16 protein-coding genes are annotated in these 19,804 nt (G+C 68.0%); 12 read left to right on the forward strand and 4 right to left on the reverse strand.

Annotation, left to right across the window (positions count from 1 at the left end; translation table 11 throughout):
* Positions 1-179: 179 nt before the first annotated feature.
* Genes UK23_RS13065 through cobF form a run of 6 tightly spaced genes read left to right on the forward strand, consistent with a single transcriptional unit; the run spans position 180 to position 8,047 of the window.
* Positions 180-1,307 carry a GNAT family N-acetyltransferase gene (locus UK23_RS13065; RefSeq protein ID WP_045311741.1) on the forward strand — a complete coding sequence of 376 codons (1,128 nt, stop codon included), beginning with the start codon at positions 180-182 and terminating at the stop codon, positions 1,305-1,307.
* Positions 1,304-2,440: an acyl-protein synthase gene (locus UK23_RS13070; RefSeq protein ID WP_045311742.1), complete on the forward strand. Its 1,137-nt coding sequence runs from the start codon at positions 1,304-1,306 to the stop codon at positions 2,438-2,440. The genes UK23_RS13065 and UK23_RS13070 overlap by 4 nt, the downstream gene beginning before the upstream one ends.
* Positions 2,440-4,911 carry an acyl-CoA reductase gene (locus tag UK23_RS13075; RefSeq protein ID WP_045311743.1) on the forward strand — a complete coding sequence of 824 codons (2,472 nt, stop codon included), beginning with the start codon at positions 2,440-2,442 and terminating at the stop codon, positions 4,909-4,911. Before UK23_RS13070 ends, UK23_RS13075 begins: the two co-directional genes overlap by 1 nt.
* Positions 4,908-6,134: a phenylacetate--CoA ligase family protein gene (locus UK23_RS52625; RefSeq protein ID WP_045311744.1), complete on the forward strand. Its 1,227-nt coding sequence runs from the start codon at positions 4,908-4,910 to the stop codon at positions 6,132-6,134. The genes UK23_RS13075 and UK23_RS52625 overlap by 4 nt, the downstream gene beginning before the upstream one ends.
* Entirely contained in the window at positions 6,128-7,294 is a 1,167-nt protein-coding gene (locus tag UK23_RS13085; RefSeq protein WP_045311745.1) for an MFS transporter, read from the forward strand. Before UK23_RS52625 ends, UK23_RS13085 begins: the two co-directional genes overlap by 7 nt.
* A 9-nt stretch (positions 7,295-7,303) precedes the next feature.
* Positions 7,304-8,047 carry a precorrin-6A synthase (deacetylating) gene (gene cobF, locus UK23_RS13090; protein ID WP_045311782.1) on the forward strand — a complete coding sequence of 248 codons (744 nt, stop codon included), beginning with the start codon at positions 7,304-7,306 and terminating at the stop codon, positions 8,045-8,047.
* Here cobF and UK23_RS13095 read toward each other — a convergent pair whose 3' ends face one another.
* Positions 8,048-8,575, reverse strand: a complete 528-nt coding sequence (locus UK23_RS13095; RefSeq protein WP_045311746.1) for a TetR family transcriptional regulator — start codon at positions 8,573-8,575, stop codon at positions 8,048-8,050.
* Between the two features lie 137 nt (positions 8,576-8,712).
* Here UK23_RS13095 and UK23_RS13100 point away from each other — a divergent pair, with 137 nt between their 5' ends.
* The 3 genes from UK23_RS13100 (at position 8,713) to UK23_RS13110 (ending at position 12,408) form a co-directional block, all read left to right on the forward strand.
* On the forward strand, positions 8,713-9,534 hold the full coding sequence (locus tag UK23_RS13100; RefSeq protein ID WP_045311747.1) for an oxidoreductase: 822 nt from the start codon (positions 8,713-8,715) through the stop codon (positions 9,532-9,534).
* 36 nt (positions 9,535-9,570) lie between these two features.
* Entirely contained in the window at positions 9,571-10,461 is an 891-nt protein-coding gene (locus UK23_RS13105; RefSeq protein ID WP_231114489.1) for a helix-turn-helix transcriptional regulator, read from the forward strand.
* A gap of 177 nt (positions 10,462-10,638) precedes the next feature.
* Entirely contained in the window at positions 10,639-12,408 is a 1,770-nt protein-coding gene (locus tag UK23_RS13110; RefSeq protein ID WP_231114490.1) for an alpha/beta hydrolase, read from the forward strand.
* A 63-nt stretch (positions 12,409-12,471) separates the two neighbouring features.
* On the opposite strand, the gene UK23_RS13115 is transcribed toward UK23_RS13110, so the two are convergent.
* Complete coding sequence (locus UK23_RS13115; RefSeq protein WP_045311748.1) at positions 12,472-13,167, reverse strand: PP2C family protein-serine/threonine phosphatase; 696 nt, start codon at positions 13,165-13,167, stop codon at positions 12,472-12,474.
* Between the two features lie 52 nt (positions 13,168-13,219).
* Here UK23_RS13115 and UK23_RS13120 point away from each other — a divergent pair, with 52 nt between their 5' ends.
* Entirely contained in the window at positions 13,220-14,602 is a 1,383-nt protein-coding gene (locus UK23_RS13120; RefSeq protein WP_052684628.1) for an N-6 DNA methylase, read from the forward strand.
* A gap of 16 nt (positions 14,603-14,618) precedes the next feature.
* Positions 14,619-15,569 (forward strand): serine/threonine-protein kinase, encoded by a 951-nt coding sequence (locus UK23_RS13125; protein WP_082114615.1) that lies wholly within the window; start codon positions 14,619-14,621, stop codon positions 15,567-15,569.
* On the opposite strand, the gene UK23_RS50170 is transcribed toward UK23_RS13125, so the two are convergent.
* Together UK23_RS50170 and UK23_RS13135 are read right to left on the reverse strand one after the other, a co-directional pair.
* The gene (locus UK23_RS50170; RefSeq protein WP_231114491.1) at positions 15,475-16,335 is read right to left on the reverse strand and encodes a DNA-3-methyladenine glycosylase family protein; all 861 of its coding nucleotides are present in this window, start codon (positions 16,333-16,335) and stop codon (positions 15,475-15,477) included. The genes UK23_RS13125 and UK23_RS50170 overlap by 95 nt on opposite strands.
* Before the next feature lie 138 nt (positions 16,336-16,473).
* Positions 16,474-17,187 carry a response regulator gene (locus UK23_RS13135; RefSeq protein ID WP_082114617.1) on the reverse strand — a complete coding sequence of 238 codons (714 nt, stop codon included), beginning with the start codon at positions 17,185-17,187 and terminating at the stop codon, positions 16,474-16,476.
* Positions 17,188-17,391: 204 nt separating this feature from the next.
* Here UK23_RS13135 and UK23_RS13140 point away from each other — a divergent pair, with 204 nt between their 5' ends.
* The gene (locus UK23_RS13140; protein WP_082114618.1) at positions 17,392-19,800 is read left to right on the forward strand and encodes an ATP-binding protein; all 2,409 of its coding nucleotides are present in this window, start codon (positions 17,392-17,394) and stop codon (positions 19,798-19,800) included.
* The last annotated feature ends 4 nt before the right edge of the window (positions 19,801-19,804 follow it).

Here is a 19,804-nt window from a genome sequence, read left to right on the forward strand (position 1 = left end):
ATTTGAGGGTTGATGTGATCCCTCTCGCCCTCGGGAATCAATTCCGCTGCTCACGCGCTCACCTCACCTGAACGGCGGTTGTACCAGCCAGTAGCCTGGAATTAGGTCAACCCCTCGCATTCACCAGAAGCCGTCCGCGGCTTATTTCGTGTGCGCCCGAAACAGAAGGAGGCAGTGCAGTGGCACCCGCGTTCGAGCCGGCTCGACTCGACGACATCGACGACCTGCTCAGGCTGTACCGGCGGGCGCACGGCGCGAACTACCCCATCGCGATGGGCACCGACCCGGAGGTGATGGCGGCCGAGATCGAGGCCAGGGGCACCACGTGGCTGGTGTGGCGCGACGAGAACCGCGTCGTCGCCTCGATCACCGGGCACATCGAGCACGAGGACCGCCTGGGCAAGATCGCCGGGCTGGTCGTCGACCCGGCCGCACAGGGTGGCGGCATCGCGCACCACGCGGTCGGCCAGATCACCGGCCGCATGCTCGCGACCGGTGACGTCGACTCCGTCTACGGCACGGCTCGCACCATCCACATCGCGCCGCAAAGAGTGTGCCTGCGCAACGGATTCCACGCGCTCGGGCTCGTGCCGAACCTCTTCAAGCACGCCAAGCGGGAGACCATGGCGTTGCTGGCCAAGCACCGTGACGGCGTGCTCGAGCAACGCGCCGAGGTGCACAAAGTGCCGAAGCAGCTGGAAAAGCTCGTCACCGCAACGCACCGCACGATCGGCCTGCCGCACCTGCCGGAGTTCGTCGAGGGCGCGGACCTCCCCGAGGCCGAACCGTCGCGACTCGAGATCGTCGAGGCACCGCAGTTCGTGCAGCGGCACTTCGAGCACACCATCAACGACCCCGCACGCCGGTTCTACCCGCTGCACAAGCCGAACGTGCTGCTGGCCGACGAGCAGGGCGAGTACCAGATCTACGGCCACCTCAACCGCCACGACGGCTACTGCACGATCTTCGGTGCCACGCCCAACCCGCAGACGATCATCCCGCACCTCGCCGGCGTGATCGACACCCTCACCGGCATGGGCGCGCCGCACGTCGAGACGCTGGTGCCGCTGCACGAGTTCGACGAGCTGAGTGCGTTGCTGGCGTTCGGTTTCCTGCCGGTCGCGCTCTACCCGGCGATGCGCAGGGACGGCGACCGCTACCACGACTACGTGGTCATGGTGCACACGCCGCAACCGCCCGACTTCCGCGGGCTCACGATCGACGAGGCGTTCCGGCCCTTCACCGAGCAGTACATCGAGCTGTGGACGCAGAAGTTCCTCAACACCAACGGAGTGTTTCGCGCATGAACCCGCACCTCGGTCCGGCAACGGTGCCGGACTCCTCTCTCGGTGCCGTCCAGCAGTTGTGCGACATCGCGGCGCCGTACGACCACAGCGACCAAGAACTGTTCCTGGAGGCCATGAACGAGTCGAACAGGTGGCACGCGTCGCGCAACGACTTCTTCCGCAGCCTGTGGAACGGCAAGCCACTCAAGGACATCACCGAACAGCCGTACGTGCACGCCAACTTCTTCAAAATGCACGAGGTGCTGTCCGTGCCGCGCGACGAGGTCGTCGTGCACGCCACGTCGTCCGGCACGACCGGCCAGAAGTCGCAGATGTTCTGGGACGCCTGGACGTTGCGGGCCGGGCAGCGGATGGTCGCGCGGATCTACGACCACAACGGGTTCATCGACGACACCGAGCCGGTGCACTACCTGATCAACCTCAACCAGCCGGCGCCGGACGTCAAGCTCGGCAGCTCGTTCACCGGGCAGTTCATGACCGACTTCGCGCCCGTGCGGTCGGTCGACTACGGCCTCGCGCACACCGGCACCGGCCACGAGTTCGACGCGTTCGGCAGCATCCGCGCGCTGCAGCAGTTCGCGGACAGCGGGCTGCCGGTGCGGATCTTCGGCTTCCCCGCGTTCCTCAGCTTCACCCTCGACCGCATGCGCGCCATGGGAGTCGAGCCGATCAGGCTCAACGAGCGCTCGCTGGTGTGGTTCGGCGGCGGCTGGAAGGGCAACGCCGACAAGCAGATCTCCAAGGCAGAGCTGCGCGCCAAGGTCACCGAGATGCTCGGCATCCCGGACGCACGGATCCGCGACAGCTACGGCTCGGTCGAGCACTCCGTGCCCTACGTCGAGTGCTCCCACCACAACCTGCACGTGCCGACCTGGTCACGTGCGATCGTCAGGGACGTCCGGACGCTGGAACCGTTGCCGTACGGCGAATCCGGCTACATCCAGTTCGTCTCCCCGTACATCACCTCGGCACCCGCGCAGAGCGTGCTGATGGGTGACCTCGCCGCACTGCACGCACCTGAGGAGTGCGGTTGCGGCAACGAGACCCCGTGGTTCGAGATCCTCGGCCGCGCCGGCGTCTCCCGCAACCGATCTTGCGCCATCGCAGCCGCAGAACTCTTGAAGGGTAATTGATGAGGCACTTCTGGCAGGGCGAGTGGGTCGACGACGACTCGGTCGCGCACCGGCTCGACACCCTGGAGGACCGCACCCAGCAGGTCGTCACCGGCCCGCGGCTGAGCCCGCTCGTGGTGCTCGCGGCGGCCGAGAAGCTGGTCCTCGACGACCACCGCTCCTCGCTGGCGTCGTGGGGACTCGACGAGATGGAGATCGAGGAGACGCTCGACGCGTTGCGGCACGCGTTGAGTCGCCCTGAGCTGGAGCGCAAGCTCAAGCGAGAGCTCGGCAACCTCGACCCGGCGCGGATGGTCCGGTTCGACTTCCGCACGCCCACGTACGAGGCCTGGGTGCCGCTCGGGCTGCTCGCCCACGTCACGGCGGGCAACGCGCCCGCAGCGGGAGTGCTGAGCGCCGTCGAGGGCCTGTTGTCGGGCAACCTCAACGTCATCAAGGTGGCGAGCGACGACTCCGGCTTCACCGCCGAGGTGCTCGCCGCGCTGGCCTCGCACGACCACACCGGCCAGATCGCCGCCCGTCTGATCGTGCTGCGGTTTTCTTCCGGCAACACCGACTGGATGACCCGCATGCTCGGCGCGGCCGACGCCGTGGCCGTCTGGGGTGGCGAGGAGGCGATCAACGGCGTCGCGTCGCTCGTCCGGCCCGGCGCGCGGGTGATCGACTGGGGTCCGAAGCTGTCGTTCGCCTACCTGACCCGCGACTCCTGGTCCGATGTGGACACCCTGCACGCGCTGGCCGCGGACATCTGCGCCTTGGAGCAGCAGGCGTGCTCCAGCCCGCAGGTGATCTACCTCGACACCGAGGACCCGGCGCAGGTGTTCGCGTTCGCCGAGCGGTTCGCTTCCGTGCTGGAGCTGACCGGACCGCTCACCCGCGAGCCCTCGCAGGCGGAGTGGGCCGAGATCACGAACACCGTGGTCGTCGCCCAGCTGGAAGAACACCTCGGACTCACCAAGGTGCACACCGGCGATCGCTGGCGCGTGCTGGCGGACGTGCGGCCGGCGTTGCGCACGTCACCGCTGTACCGGACGGTGTGGGTGAAGCCGCTGCCCCGCAAGGAGATCACCTCCGTGCTGCGGCCGATGCGCCGCTACCTGCAGACCGTCGGGCTCGCGGCCGAGCGGCCCGACGTGGCTCTGCTGGCACGGTCGTTCGTTTCCGTTGGCGTGCAGCGGATCACCACCCCCGGCTCGATGCTCGGCGGATACAGCGGTGAGCCGCACGACGGCGTGTACGCGTTGCAGCGCTACAGCAACCGGGTGTCCGTGCAGCTCGACGACAGGTTCGCGGCCGACGCGTCCCTGGACGACCTGGCCGAGTCGCGTCAGCTGCCGGTGCCCGCGGTCGCGGTGACGGCGAAGTCCGACTTCGAGACGCTGCAGGACCGCCCGGCGGACGTGTACTTCCGCAGCGGCGGCAGCTCCGGCGCGCCCAAGCTGTCCGCGTACACCTGGGCGGACTGGGACGAGCAGATGTGGGTCGGCGCCGAGGCGTTGCTCGCCACCGGGCTCGACCCGCGGCACGACCGGATCATGAACCTGTTCTTCAACGGGCACATGTACGCGAGCTTCGTCAGCTTCTTCTCCGCCCTGGAGCGGATGAACGCCGTGCAGTTCCCGATGGGTGGCGAGTGGGGCCAGCTCGACGCTATCGCACAGGCCATTGTGGACAACCGCGTGGACACGCTGCTCACCGCACCCTCGTTCGTGCAGCGGCTCTTCGCCGAGCACGGAGAAATGCTCAAGGAGTACGGCGGCATCCGCAAGATCTTCTACGCGGGTGAGCACTTCGGTGCGCAGGCCATCGCTCGGTTGCGGGACGAGTTCGGCGTCGAGACGATCCGCTCGGCCGCGTACGCCACGGTCGACGCGGGGCCGGTCGGCTACCAGTGCCAGGCGTCGTCCGGCAAGGTGCACCACCTGTTCACCGGCCTGCACACGCTGGAGATCCTCGACCCCGAGTCCGATCGTCCTGTTTCCGGTGCCGAACCCGGCAGGCTCGTCTTCACCACGCACACGCGACGTGGGCAGCGCCTGGAACGCTACGAGATCGGCGATCTCGGCCGCTGGGTTCCCGGCGAGTGCGCCTGTGGCCGTCGCACGCCGCGGTTCGAGCTGTTGGGGCGCACCGGTGACGTGTTCCGGGCGGCCGCGCAGACGTTGAACTACCGCCGGTTCCTCACGATCCTGGAGGACGAGTTCAGCTACGCCGGCGCGTTGCAGATCGAGCTGAACGAATCCTCGTCCGGCGAGGAGCTGGTGGTGCGGATGGAACGCGGCCGTGCGCCCGAGCCCGCCGCCAGCCAGATCATGCTGCTGTCGCGTTATGCCGAGGTCGCGGAGGCGGTCCAGCAGGACGAGCTGCTGACCGTGCGGGTGGAGAACGTACCGCTCGCGGACTTCTTGCGGACTCGCAGCAGTGGAAAGTTGATCGCGGTCGTCGACCAGCGCAGCAGCAGGAGTGTGTGAACGTGTCCGTGCTCGACCTGATTTGTTACGCCCGCACGCACTCCCCGTTCTACCAGGAGCTGTACGACGGCGTCGAGGGCTCGTCGCTGGCTGATCTGCCGGTGATCGACCAGGCCGCGTTCTGGGCCGCGAACACCATCCGCCACAACCAGGTGCTGACCCGTGCGCACACCGACGGGCTGATCTTCAAGACCGGCGGTACGACCAAGGCTCCCCGGGTGTCCTTCTACACCAACGAGGAGTGGGACACGATGTGCCGCACGTACGCGGAAACGCTTCCCGCGGCCGGTCTTCAGCACGGTGACCGGATCGCGAACCTCTTCGCGGCCGGGGAGCTGTACTCCAGCTTCATCTTCGCCCTGAACGCGCTGCAGCGCTCGCCGATCGACCTGGTGCAGCTGCCGGTCACCGGCAGCGCTCCGGTCGAGTTCACGCTGTCGACGATGCGGGACTTCGACGCCAACGTGGTCGCCGGCTTCCCGACGACGTTGTGCCGGTTGGCTGCTCACGTGGTGGCCTCGGTCGGCTCACTGCCGTTGGTGCGGTTGATCCTCTTCAGCGGTGAGGCCCTGTACGACGATCAGCGGGCGTTGCTGTCTTCGGCGTTTCCGCACGCCGAGTTCCGGTCGTTCGTCTACGGCAGCGTGGACGGCGGGATCATCGGGACGGCTGTGCTCGGGTTGGACGACCCGAGGGTGTTCCGGGCCTTTGTGGACAGTTCGGTGCTGGAGATCGTCGACGTCGACACCGGCCGCCCGATCACCGCGCCAGGTCAGCCCGGCCGGTTGCTGCAGACGGACCTGACCCGTCGGTTGCAGCCGATGATCCGTTATCCCGTCGGCGATCTGGCCGAGTGGGTCGACGCCGAGGACGGGATCTTCCGGTTGCTCGGACGTGCCGACGAGGGTGCGCGGGTCGGGCCGGTGACGCTGCACCTGGATCACCTGCGGGCCGCGGTCGACCGTGCCGGTGTGGTGCACAACGGGGTTCAGGTCGTGATTCGGCGGGTGGACGCGCGGGATCAGCTGGTGTTGCGGATCGCCGGTGCCGCACAGGATGTTCTCGATGCCGTCCGGGAGCAGGTCCACGTGATCAGCCCGCGGTTCGAGCTGCAGGCCGGGCGCGGGACGGTGGCTCCGCTGGCGTTGGAGTGGGTATCTGCGTTGGAGGTCAACCCCCGCAGTGGCAAGACCCTGCGGCTGATCGACGAACGCCCGTGCTGACCCGGTCGTTCCGGCTGGTGTGGTTCGGCCAGGTGCTGTCGCAGGGCGGCACCCGGCTGTACCAGATCGCGTTGCTGTGGTGGTTGCTGGACCAGCTGCCCGCGTCGTCACGAGGGCTCGCGGCCGGGGCGTTCCTCGTCGTCGGCGTGCTGCCGTCGTTGACACTCGTCGGGTACATCGGCCGGCTCATCTCGCGGATGCCGTCGCGGACCGTGATGCTGCGGGCCGAGGCGGTGGCGTTCCTCGCGGTGACGTCGTTGGTCCTGATCGGCGACCCTCCTGTGTGGAGCGTCTACGTGGTCGGGCTGGTGCTGGCGACCTGTCAGGCGTTCTTCGACCCCACGTTGATGAAGGCGTTGCCAGAGCTGGTTTCTCCTGCCGATGTGCCGCGTGCGGTCAGCTACGGCTCGTCGACGCAGCCCGTCGCGAACTTCGCCGGAGCGGCCTTCGGCGCGGTGCTGCTCGCCTCGGCGGGTTTCGAGGGTGCCGTCGCGGTCAACGCTCTGACGTACCTGATCTCGGTGTCCTGCTTGCTGATGGCGCGGTTCCCGTCTTCGCCAGGTGTTCCTGGCGAGCGGGGCACGTGGGCGTTCCTGAGCACATTGCCAGGCGTGAAGCCGGTGATGCTGGTGTTCGCCGGGGTCAACTTCTTCTCGGCGCCGACCGTGCTGGTGTTGCCGCTGTACACGAAGTCCGTGCTGGGCGCGGGTGCCGGGTCGCTGGCGTTGCTGGAGTCCGCGGTGTGGCTCGGGCTGATCTGCGGCGCGCTGCTGGCCCCGCGGATCCCGGTGCGCGGCTCGATCACCTCGTTCGGCGCCGGCTGTGTGGCGTTGTTCGGGTTGTTCCTGGCGGTGCCCGGTGTGGTGGTGTCACTGCCGGTCTACGTGGTGGCGCTGGCGTTGAGCGGGTGCTGCCTCGGGGTGTGCAACGTCAAGTTCCTGACGTTGTTCCAGCAGGTCGTGCCGGACGCGGTGAAGGGACGCTTCTTCGCGACGTTGACGGCGGTGCTGAGCATCGCCTTCCCGGTGGCGTTCCTCAGCTTCGGCGTGTTCGGCGATCTGCTGGGCGCGCAGGTGCTCGTGGTGGCACAGGGTGCCGGGTTGCTGGCGTTGGGTGCGGTCCTGGCTCGGGTCCGGGAGCCGGTTCCAGCGCTCGGTTAGTGTGTGGCCGTGCGAAAGATCCTGGTCATCGGTATCGGCGCGGGCAACCCCGACCACCTGACGGTGCAGGCCGTGAAGGCGCTGCAGACGGTCGACGTGTTCTTCGTGCTGGACAAGGGATCCGTGAAGCAGGAGCTCGTCGACCTGCGCGCGTCGATCCTGGCCGAGCACGTCACGCGGCCGTACCGCTGGGTCGAGGGCCGCGACCCGGATCGCGACCGTTCCCCGTCCGACTACGCCGCCGAGATCGACAAGTGGCGGCGGGCGCGCGCGGACGTGGTCCTCTCGCTGCTCTCGGAGCTGGGTGAGGACGAGGTCGGGGCGTTCCTGGTGTGGGGCGACCCGTCCTTGTACGACTCGACGCTCGCGATCCTGGACGATCTTCTCGGCCGCGGCGAGTCGTTCGAGGTCTCGGTGATCCCTGGCGTGACGTCGGTGGCGGCTTTGACGGCCGGCCATCGCGTGTCGTTGAACCAGGTGGGCAAGCCCGTGCAGATCACCACCGGGCGGCGGCTGGCCGCCGGGTGGCCGTCCGATGTGGACGACGTGGCCGTGATGCTGGACGCGAAGTACTCGTTCGAGGGCGTCGACCCCGACACGTGGATCTACTGGGGCGCGTACCTGGGCATGCCGGACGAGATCCTGGTGTCCGGGCGGGTCGGCGACGTCGCGGCGGAGATCCGTGCGGTGCGCGAGGAAGCTCGTGCGCGCAAAGGCTGGATCATGGACACCTACCTGCTGCGCCGGAGCTGATCACTCGGCGATCAGCCTGCGGACCGCCTTCTCCACGAGCGCACGGGTCGCGTTCGGGGTGCTGAACGCCAGTATCGACATGTGCACGACCAGGTCGAGCAGCTCCAGCGCGTCGAACGCCGCGGTGAGCTTGCCCTCCATCTGGGCCTTCGCGACGGCTTCGACCTTGTGCCGGTACGCCTCGGCTTCCGCCTCCGGGACGACGTCGAAGCCGTTCTCCAGCCGGTGGTAGGCCGCGAGCCGGAGGATCTGCGGCTGCTCCTGGTAGGAGTCGAACAGCCGGCCCGCGTAGCCGGGCAGGTCGTCTGGCGTGATGGGGACCGACTGGATCATGCGGTCGATCTGGATCTTCAGCAGCTCCTCGAACAGCCCCTCCTTGCTGCCGAAGTAGGCGTAGATCATCGCCTTGTTGCACCCGGCCTTGGCCGCGATGCGGTCGACCCGCGCGCCCGCGATCCCGTACTCGGCGAACTCGTCGAGGCCCGCCTCCAGCAGCTTGCCCTTGGTCGCTTCCTTGTCCCTCACCACGCTCCGCATTCTAACCAACCGGTTGGTAGAAGCAACTAACTAGTTGGTTGACACGCGGGCACGACCGCGGTTGCCTGGACTTAGCAACCAAACAGTTAGTTAGTCCAGCCAACCGGTTAGTCAGGGAGTGATGGGTCATGAAGGTCGCACTGGTGACGGGAGCGTCGTCGGGAATCGGCGAGTCCACGGCCGTTGAGCTGCAGAAAGCCGGGTACACGGTGTACGCGGCGGCGCGCCGGGTGCAGCGGATGGAAGGCCTCCGCGAGCAGGGTGTCCGGGTGCTGGAGATGGACGTGACGGACGACGACTCGATGGTCGCGGGCGTCAAGCAGGTCATCGCCGACACCGGGCGGATCGACCTGCTCGTCAACAACGCCGGCTACGGGTCGTACGGGGCGTTCGAGGACGTGCCGCTGAGCGAGGGCAAGTACCAGTTCGAGGTCAACGTGTTCGGGCTGGCGCGGCTCGTCCAGTTGGTCGTGCCGCACATGAGGAAGCAGCGGAGTGGCCGGATCGTGAACGTGTCGTCGATCGGCGGCAAGATCTACGAGCCGCTCGGTGGCTGGTACCACTCGACGAAGTTCGCGGTGGAGGGGCTGAGCGACTCGTTGCGGCTGGAGCTGAAGCCGTTCGGGATCGACGTCGTGGTGATCCAGCCCGGCGCGATCAAGACCGAATGGAGCGGCATCGCGGTCGACAACCTCAAGAAGCGGTCCGGCGAGGGCGCGTACTCCGAGCAGGTGCGGCAGCTGTCGGCGTTCTTCGGGCAGGCCGACCGCGGCAGCGAGCCCAAGGTCATCGCGGACGTGATCGTGAAGGCCGCGCGGGCACGCAGGCCGAGGACGAGGTACGCCGCCGGGTTCGGCGCGGCGCCGATCCTGTTCGCGCGCAGGGTGTTGCCCGACCGCGGGTTCGACGCACTGTTCCTCGGTGCGATGCGGCGCGCCGCAAAGGCCTGACCAGGTACCTTCGGGAGTACCACCGAGGGGAGTCGTGTGCACGAGGGGCTGTCGCAGGAAGCCGAGCAGCTGTACCTGGCGATGCTGCGCGGTGCGATGAGCAAACCCGGCGCGGCGCACGCGGAGCTCGAACGGCTCGGACTGGTCAGGGACAACGACGTGCGGCCGCCGCGGTCGGCGCTGGCGGCCATCGCGTCGAGTCACGAGGCCGCTGCCGTCCGGGCCAGGGAGACGGCCGAGATGCTGGCGCGGGCCTACGCCGAGCACCAGACGAAGGAGGTCGACTTCGTCGAGGTCCTCAAGGACGCGGACGAGGTGATCAGCGCGTTCGAGGAGATGCAGAGCCAGGCCCAGACCGAGATCCGGGCGCTGGATCCCGGTTCGTACCTCAGCCCGCAGCCGGAGGCGAGTCCGGCGCAGCCTCCGGCGCTGGCCCGCGGTGTCGGGTACCGGGTGGTGTACGACTCCCAGCTGCTGCAGACCGAGCTCGGGTTCGCGTCGGTGCAGGAGTCGATCTCCGTGGGTGAGCAGGCGCGGGCGTTCCCCGGGGTGCCGCTCAAGCTCGTGATCGCCGACTCGGACCGGGCGTTGATCGCGGTCCCGACGGTCACGGGCGGGAACGTCGTGGCACTTCTCATTCACCCGTCCGTGCTACTGAGCGCGCTCATCGAGCTGTTCGAGGCGTTCTGGCGGATGGCGGTGTCGATCACGCCTGGCGGTCAGCAGGACACCCACGAGGAGCCGACGACGGCGACACGGAGGCTGATGGCCCTGCTCAGCGCCGGTTTGACGGACGAGGCGATCGCGCGCGAACTCGGCATCAGCGAACGGACCGTGCATCGGCGCGTGAGCCGCCTGCAGCAGCTGCTGGGTGCCCAGACCCGGTTCCAGCTCGGAGTCCAAGCGTCACGCCGCGGTTGGCTTTAGTTACCCCAAGTCACGACGCGAGGGTCGTTCATCACTCTGTGAACACCTTTCGTGACAGTTTCCGGACATGGCGACTTTCTGCCACCGCTCACGAGTGTCAAACGAGGGAAATCCCCTTCCTCCCCTGATGCAAGCGCGGCCTCACTCGGCCGTGCGGGGGCAGATAGGGGATCGACCTTGAGGAAGTACTTCAGAGGCGGGCTGGCCGCACTGACGGGAGCGTTGATCGCGACGAGCGCGGTGCTCGTGCCGACGGCGAACGCGGCTCCTCAGCAGGACCCGGACACGGCCAAGCTCGCGGGCGCGCTGACCACCCAGAAGATCACCTGGGAGGAGTGCACGTTCCCCGGCGTCGCCGAGGAGACCGTCAAGAAGTTCAAGACCGTCAAGGGCCTGGCCTGCGCGACCGTCCAGGTGCCGCGCGACTGGCACAACCCGGCCGACGGCAACACGATCGGCATCCGGGTCTCCAAGACCGAGACCGCCTACAAGGGCACCAGCCGTCAGGGCATCGCGCTGGTCAACCCCGGTGGCCCCGGTGGCTCCGGCCTGCCGTGGGGCGCGGCGATGGCCCTGCGCACCCCGGTCCTCGCCGGCCAGTACGACTTCATCGGCTTCGACCCGCGCGGTGTCGGCCTCTCCACGCCGCTCACCTGCAGCTACACCGTCCCGAACAGCACCGACGTCAACGTGCTGAACAAGGCGAAGGTCGACGGCTGCCTCGAGAACCCGCTGACCAAGTTCATCACCACCGAGCAGACCACCTACGACATGGACTTCATCCGTGTCCTGCTCGGCGAGAAGAAGACGTCGTACATCGGCTACTCCTACGGCACCTGGCTCGGCACGTGGTACGCCACCGTGTTCCCGAACAAGGTCCACCGCATGCTGCTCGACTCGGCCGTCGACGCCTCGCAGACGACGTTGGAGAACACCTGGGACCTGCAGCCGCGCACGCGCGACCGCCAGTTCCAGGACGCGCTGCTGCCGTACATGGCGCGCAACAACGCCACGTACGCCCAGGGCACCGACCCGATGGAGATCCGCCGCAACTGGGAGAAGGCCGGCGGCACCCGTGAGTTCATCGGTCAGCTCTTCGTCGCGTGGTTCGTGATCCCGGCCATGTACGACACCACCCAGTACCCGACGGCCGCGTCCGCCGTGTCCGCGGTGATCGGCGCCGGGACCACGGGCACCGACTCGGAGAAGGTCGAGCAGCTCGTCTCGAAGATGCTCGCGACGCCGGGCCTCACCGACGAGAACAAGGCGTTCATCGCCAAGGGCAAGCAGAACGCGCTCGCCGCGATCGCCAAGAAGGAGCGCGTCGCGGTGAAGGCCACGACCGCGGCCGCCGAGGTCGAGACCTGGGACGCCACCTTCGAGGCGATCCGCTGCCAGGACGGTCAGTGGAACCAGAACCTGCACTACTGGAACTACTGGCTCGCTGACCTGACCGTGAACGCGCCGTTCATCGCGCCGTTCATGAGCACGCCGCTGTGCGCGTACTGGCAGACCAAGAACTCGAAGCCGGCGCCGGACAAGAAGACGTTCCCGCGCATCCTGATGGCGCAGGCGGAGCTCGACGCCGCCACCGCGTACGAGGGCGGCCTCGCCACCGCGAAGTACCTGCCGAACGCCAAGCTGATCAGCGTCGACAACGAGGGTTCGCACGGCCTGTTCCCGTACAACACGGACTGCCTCGACGACCCGGTCGTCTTCTACTTCCAGACCGGCGCCACCCCGCGCAAGCAGTTCACCGGCTGCCAGGGAGTTCCGCTGCCGAACGAGGACAAGACCTTCGAGGTCGGCGGCAAGCTCACCAACGGCAAGATCAAGATCAAGATGATCACGCCGGCGGTCAAGGAGGCCAACAAGATCGTCAAGGACCTGCTGAGCGGGTCTTCGACGGCTCCGGCCGACGAGTCGGGCATGCCGGCCAACCTGTAACACCCATCCAGAGCTGCGGCCCCCGGCGCGTTGCGCCGGGGGCCGTTTCCATTCATCAGAAAGCTAGCGCTGCCACCACTTCTTCTTGACCACGTCGGTGATCACGCAGGTGATGTTGTCCGGGCCGCCGTTGCCGTTCGCCAGCGCGATCAACTGCCACGCGGCCTCGGTTCCGTCCTCAGTGGACAAAAGGATGTCGTGAACGTCGTGCAGGTCCGCGTAGTCCGTGAGGCCGTCGCTGCACAGCAGGTAGCGGTCCTCGATCTTCGCCTGGTGCCACGACAGGTCCGGGTCGTGCGAGTTGCCGGACTGCAACGCCCTGAGCACATACGCGCGGCGCGGGTGGTTCGCGGCCTCTTCCAGCGTCATGCGGCCGGCGTCGACGAGGGCTTGCACCATGGTGTGGTCGTGGGAGATCTGGCGTAATTCGCCTTCGCGCAGCACGTACGCGCGGGAGTCGCCGATGTGCGCGAGCTGGAAGGCGAGGCCCTCCCAGCGCATGGCGGTCAGCGTGGTGCCGGCGCCCTGCGGGGCCTCGGCGTCGAGTCTGCGCGCGATCTCGGCGACCGCCGGACCCAGGTCGCCCTGCCAGGTCGCCAGGACGTCCACCGCCATGGCACTGGCCAGCTCGCCGTGCTCGTGGCCGCCCATGCCGTCGGCCACGGCCTGCAGGTCCGCGCGGACGTAGACCGAGTCCTCGTTGTGCTCGCGCACAAGACCAGGATCGGTCGCCACGGCGATGCGCAGCTCGTGTGTCATGACTCCAGTAGATCAGTTGTGAAGTGAGTTCACAAGCAATACGGTTGTGAACATGGATGAGACGGTCAACGCCGGGGACATCGCTCGCCTCGCCGACGTGGGGCGGGCGGCCGTGTCCAACTGGCGGCGGCGGTTCGAGGACTTCCCGGCGCCGGTCGGCGGGACGGCCTCCAGTCCGTTGTACCTCCTGCGCGACGTCGAGGCATGGCTGCGGCGCAACGGAAAGCCGTTCCGGGTGTCTCCGGCCGAGCGGCTGTGGACGCAGCTGCGGACCGTCGACGACCTCAAGCTCGGTGAAGCGCTCGCGAACGTTCAAACGGACGCCAAGACGTTCGAGTTCCTGCACGAGCGATATCTGGAGGCCCACTCGCGGCTGCTCAACCCGACTCCGCCCGAGGTCGTCGAGCTCGTCCTGGCCGCCGTCGACGGCGACACGGTGATCGATCCGGCGTGTGGAACCGGAAACCTGCTGATGGCGTCGAAGGCGCGCAACAAGATCGGGCAGGAGCTCGACCCGGTGTCGGCGGTCATCGCGCGGCGCCGGCTGCCCAAGGCGCAGATCATCACCGGAGACTCCTTGCGGCACAACGGGATCGGCCAGAAGGCGGACGCGGTGCTGTGCGATCCGCCGTGGCACGACAGGACGTGGGGCCACGAGGAGCTGGTCGGTGACGCCAGGTGGACGTACGGGCTGCCACCGCGCGGTGAGCCGGAACTGGCCTGGTTGCAGCACTGCCTGTCGCTCGCCAAGCCGGGCGGCCAGGTCGCGGTGCTGCTCCCGTCTGCCGCCGCGAACCGCAGGCCGGGCAAGCGGATCCGCGGAAACCTGTTGCGGGCAGGGGCGATCAAAGCGGTCATCACCGTGCAACCGGGCCGCGACCTGTGGCTGCTGCGGAACCCGATCGGCCGCGTGCCCGAGCAGATCGCGCTGCTGGAGTCGTTCGGTCCGATCGAGCCGAACACGCGCGTCATCGACCTGCTCGACGACGACGTCGACCTCAGCCCCGGTCGCCACAGCCGCACCGACGCCACGGCCTACCTCGCCGAGCAACCGAACTTCGCCGTCCCGAGCCTTCCTGAGCTGCGAGAACAAGCCTCACCACCGATGACGACGATCGGCGAGCTGATCCGCAACGCACCCGGCGCCCACGTTGTCACCTCCCCCACCGGCGCCACCTACGAGATCGATCCGGCCAAGCTCGACCCGGACTTCCTCGAAGGTGTGCTGCGCGCCGCGTTCGCCCGCACCCCCACCGGATCCACGCGCCTGGACGTGCGCCGGACGCAGGTGCCGTCCCTGCCGCTCGCCGGGCAGCGCCGCTACGGCCAGACGTTCGCGCAGCTCAAAGCACTCGAAAACAGCCTCCAGGAAGCCGCCGGCCTCGTCCGGCTCGGGTATGCGGGCCTGCTGGGCGGCCAGATCGGCCCGGCGTGACAGTTAGGCTTCGCACGTGCTGATCGCCGACCGCTACGAGATCGACGACCTGCCACTGGGGCGGGGCGGCATGGGCGCCGTGCACCGGGGCAGGGACCTGCGCCTGGATCGCCGGGTCGCGGTCAAGCTGCTGCGGCTGCCGGGCAGCGACGACGAGGTGCAGCACCGGTTCGCGCGCGAGGCGAGGATCGTCGCCAGGCTGGAGCACCCCGGAGTCCCGGTCCTGTACGACTTCGGGACGTACGACCAGCGCCTCTTCCAGGTCATGCAGTTCGTCGACGGCGTCACGGTCGCGGACCTGGTGCACGAGTTCGGCCCGCTGCCGCAGGCCTGGGCGGCGAACATCGCGGCGCAGGCGGCCGCGGTCCTCACCGAGGCGCACGAGAACGGCATCTGCCACCGGGATCTCAAGCCCACCAACCTGATGCTGTGCCCGGACGGCGCGGTGAAGGTGCTCGACTTCGGCCTCGCGCTGCTGAAGGAGAGCGACGTCGCCCCGTTCAGCCGGGCCGGCCAGATCCTCGGCACGCCCTCCTACATGGCGCCCGAGCAGATCCAGCGCGGCACCGCCGAACCGCGCAGCGACCTCTACGCGCTGGGCTGCGTGCTGCACGAGATGCTGACCGGCGAACAACTCTTCACCGGCCCGACGGCGTACGCGGTGTTCGACAAGCACGTGAAGGAACCGCCACCGAGCACCAGAAGCACCCTCGACCCGGTGGTGCAGCGGTTGCTGGCCAAGGATCCCGCGGACCGCCCGGCCACCGCGCTGGACGTTTTCGTTGATTTGCAACGGTTTGCCCAGGATCCGCCGCCGTTGCCCGGTTTCGTGCAGAACCCGTCGACCGCGGCGATGTACGCGAGCGTCCAGCTCAGGCCGGGATCCGGTTCACCTCGTGATCACCGGTCGCCCACAAGTGCTGCACCGCATACGCACGCCAAGGCCGCCACACCTCCGAGTGCCTGACCAACGCCCCCGGCGTCGACGGCAGGCCCAAAGCCTTGGCCGCCAATCGAATTCCGAGATCGGTGGGCAGGAACGCGTCCGGGTCGCCCAAAGCACGCATCGCAATCGATTCCACAGTCCACGGGCCGAAGCCCGGCAACGTCGTCAGCCACTCGCGCGCGACCACCCGATCAGCCGCCGGAGACAGGTCCAAACCGGACTGGAGCGCGGACAGCAACGCGGCCATCGTGCGGCGGCGCGACGCCGGCATCGCGAGCTCTGAGACGTCGAACTCCAGCGGGAACAGGAACAAGTCCCCGACCGACGTGCCGTAACGCGACACAAGACGGGCGGCGTGGGTGCGCGCGGCCTTCGTCGACACCTGCTGGCCGAGCACTGCCCGGATCGCGAACTCCGCACCGTCCACCGTGCGCGGGACACGACGTCCTGGCGCGCTCAACACCAGTTGTGCCAACAACGGGTCGGAAGACAACGCGCTGTCGACCACGACCGGATCCGCGTCGAGGTCGAGCAGGAACCGACAAAGGTCTAGAGCAGTACTCAAATCTCGCGGATCGGAAAGCTCCAAAGTGCACGCGACGTGATCGGTCAAGGGCCTCAAAGCCGCGATCCCGCAACCGAAAGGCAGTCGCAATGAGCGCCGGTACACGCCGTCCCGCCACTCCTCGACGCCGGGAACGGCGGTGGCGATCAAGTGACCGAACAGGTTGGACGGGCAGAGAGGTGCCTTGAACGGCAAGCGTTCCGTGAACGTGTCCAAGCGCATGCACACCAGCATGACGCCATTCCATCCGAGACGCTGGCGGGAAAAGGACATCACTCTGGACGGGGCCAACCGGGTGACCTGCTTCGCGCGGCGATCTCTCCTGGCTAGTCTGGCTGCTGCGCCGTTGCAGCAGTCAGTTCAGCAGGGAAGGGCGGCGTCGCGTGCGATGAGAGCGGCTTGGACGCGGTTGTCGCACCGCAGTTTCGTCAGCAGTCGGCTGACGTGGGCCTTGATCGCCCCTTCTGAGAGGTACATGAGCCTTGCGATGCGTGCGTTGGCCATGCCCTGCGCGAGGTACACCAGCACCTCCTGCTCCCGCCGGGTGAGCAGGCTGATGCGGCTGCGCGCGGCATCGCGGCGTTCCGAGTCGGCGCCCGTGAAGTGGTCGACGAGTGCCCGCGTCGCGGACGGCGAGAGGATCGCCTCACCCGCGGCGACGACGCGCACGGCGTTCACGAGAGCGTCGGGTTCGCCGTTCTTGAACAGGAACCCGGCCGCGCCGGCGCGCAACGCCGGGAACAACATCTCTTCGGTCTGCGGGGTGCACAGCATGATCACCTGCGTCCCCGGCACGTGCCTGCGCACCATGCGCACCGCCCCGAGGCCCTCCATGCCGGGCATCGCGGCGTCCATCAGCAGCACCTGCGGACGGTGGCGTCGCGCGAGCTCGACGGCACCGCCGCCGTCACCCGCCTCGCCGACCACCACGACGTTGCCGGAACGCTCCAGCACGCCGCGTACTCCCGTGCGGATCAGAACCTCGTCGTCAGCGATGCCAACGGTGATCGTGCGCGGCTTGTCCACCAGTTGCAGACCTGTGCTCGCCCACGAGGTGCTGGTTGTCAACGTCATGCGCACTCCCTGTCAGACCGGACCAGTTGCCAGTTTGTTCCCGAACGAGGATCTCGGGAAGGTAGGCATAACGAGCACAGTGCGAACCGTCTCGCGCGCACCGACGTGTAACGGGTTGCACACGGCAGGTCACCACCCGCGACCTGCGTTGTTGCCGGACCAAGACGGCGAAGGCCCGCCGTTACGGCTGGAGGAGAGGACCCCATGATCAGCACTGGACGTTGCGCCCTGTGCGACGGCACGCTGCCTCCGGCCACCTCCGAGCAGCGCAGGTCCTACTGCTCCAACGCCTGCCGCCAAAGGGCGTATCGGCGTCGCGCGACCGTTGCCCCACCGGCACCGGTGAGCAGCAAGAACTCGAGAGTGCTCGCCAACCTGCCCGCGGCGCGCGACACGTTCATCGGGCGCCAGCCGGAGCTGTCGAAGCTCGACCAGCTCATGCGCAGGCACCGTCTCGTTACGCTCGTGGGCAGTGCGGGTGCGGGTAAGACCCGGCTGGCGCTGGAGGCCGCGGGCCGGTTGCGGCGCGGGAGAACGGACAGGGTGCTCCTGGTCGAACTGGGCGAGGTGATGAGCCCCGCCGATGTCATGCCGGCTGTCGCTCACGCGCTCGGTGTCGTTGCGCAGCCGGATGAGCCGTTGCGCGACACGGTCCTGGAAACGCTCGTGAACATGAAAGTGGTCGTGGTTCTCGACAACTGTGAACACCTTCTCGACACGTGCGCCGAACTGACCGACCTCTTGCTGAACCGCTGCCCCGGCGTGCGGGTGCTCGCGACGTCCCGGGAAGCCCTGTGGATCACGGGTGAGGTGAGCTTCCACGTCGAGGGCTTGCCGGTGCCGTCGACCGATCGCGACCTGGTCACGACGGCCGCACCGCGCTCGGAGGCCGTGAAGCTGTTCGTGGACCGCGCCCGCGAGCGCAAGCCCGACTTCAGGTTGACGCCGGCCAACACCGCGGCTGTCGCCCTGTTGTGCGCGCGTCTGGAGGGCATGCCGCTGGCGATCGAGCTGGCAGCGCGGTGGGTGCAGTTGTTGCCCGTCACCGACATCTGCGACCGGATGGACGAGCCGCTCGAACTGCTGACGCTGGGCTGCCGGAAGTCGCCGTCACGCCAGCGTTCGTTGCGCGAGGCGATCGACTGGAGCTACCAGTTGCTGGCCCCCGACGAGCAGTTCGCGTTGCGGCGGTTGTCCGTGTTCGACGGCGGCTTCGATCTGGGTGCGGCCACCGAGGTCTGCTCCTCGGAACGGTCGGCCGAGCCCGTGCTGGACGTGTTGTCCCGGTTGCAGGCCAAGTCGCTGCTCACCGCCATTCCAGGGACGACCCGGTTCCGCCAGCTCGAGCCCGTTCGCCTGCACGCTCGGGAGAAGCTGGTGGCGGCGGGTGAGCTGGACGTCGCGTTCGAGGCGCTGGCCCGGTGGTTCACGGACCTGTCGGACGTGCTGATCACCCAGCCGCTGTCGGTGCCGTTCGAGGTGCAGGACAAGCTCGACAACCACGTCGACAGCCTGCTCGGCACGGTCGAATGGGCTGCTGAACGCGATGATGAACGGTTGCTGCTGCTGACTTCCGCGCTGGCGGACTGCGCGGCTCGCCGGGGTCGGCTCGGCCAGGCTCGGGTGCTGCTGCGGGATGCGTTGCGCCGACCGTCCACAAGGGACGATTACCGCTGCGTGGCGCTGAACCACGCGGCACGGTTCGCCGCCGAGCAGGGTGATCACGACGAGGCGATCGAGCTGTCCGGCGAGGCTTCGCGGCTGGTGCGCCCGCTCGGCGAACCGGCGCTGGCCATGAGCTGTCGCAGCACACTGGCCGCGGTGCAGCAGTCCTCTGGCGAGTGGGAGGCCTCGGACGAGAACAACACCGAGTGCCTGCGGGTTGCCGAACTGCTTGGCGAACCTCTTGCCCGTGCGACCTGCTTGGTGGACTTGGCCCGTACGGCGTTGTCGCTCGGTAAGCACGAACGCGCCGAGAAGGCCGTCATGAAGGCGTTGCCGATCTCGCGCACGTCGGGCGTACCCGCGCGCATTGCGTCGGCACTGAACACGCGCGCTGCCGTGGCGTTGGTGCAGGGCGACCTCGACGAGTCGACGCACGCTTTCCAGGAGGCGTTGCGGATGGACGGCATGAACCCGTTGACCGCACCTGACGCGCTCGAAGGGTTGGCCGTGGTGGCGTTGATGCGCGGACAGGCTGAGCGCGCGCTACGACTAGAAGCGACCGGACGGGCCCTCAGGCGATCAGTCGGCGTGGTGCCGGATCCGTTCTGGGCGGAGAAGGTCGCCGGGGCCATGCGCACTGCACGGCTGATGCTGCCTGTCGCGCGCGCAGAGGCTGCATCTACGCCGTTGACTGCGACGGAGACCGAGGCGTTCATCCAGGACGAGGTGTGGCTGGACCGCACAGAGGCCGCGCACGACTCGTTGGACGACCACGAGCGCCGCGTGATCGCGTTGCTCGCGACCGGCTTGACGAACCAGCAGATCGCCAACCGGCTGGGCGTGTCCGTGCGGACCGTGGCCTCCCGGCTGCTGCGGCTCCGGGAGAAACTGGGGCTGCAGAGCCGGGAGGACATCGCGGCGTGGGGAGCCGAGCGGGCAATCGGCTGAACGT

It is taken from the genome of Lentzea aerocolonigenes, assembly GCF_000955955.1.
Classification (GTDB): Bacteria; Actinomycetota; Actinomycetes; order Mycobacteriales; family Pseudonocardiaceae; genus Lentzea; species Lentzea aerocolonigenes_A.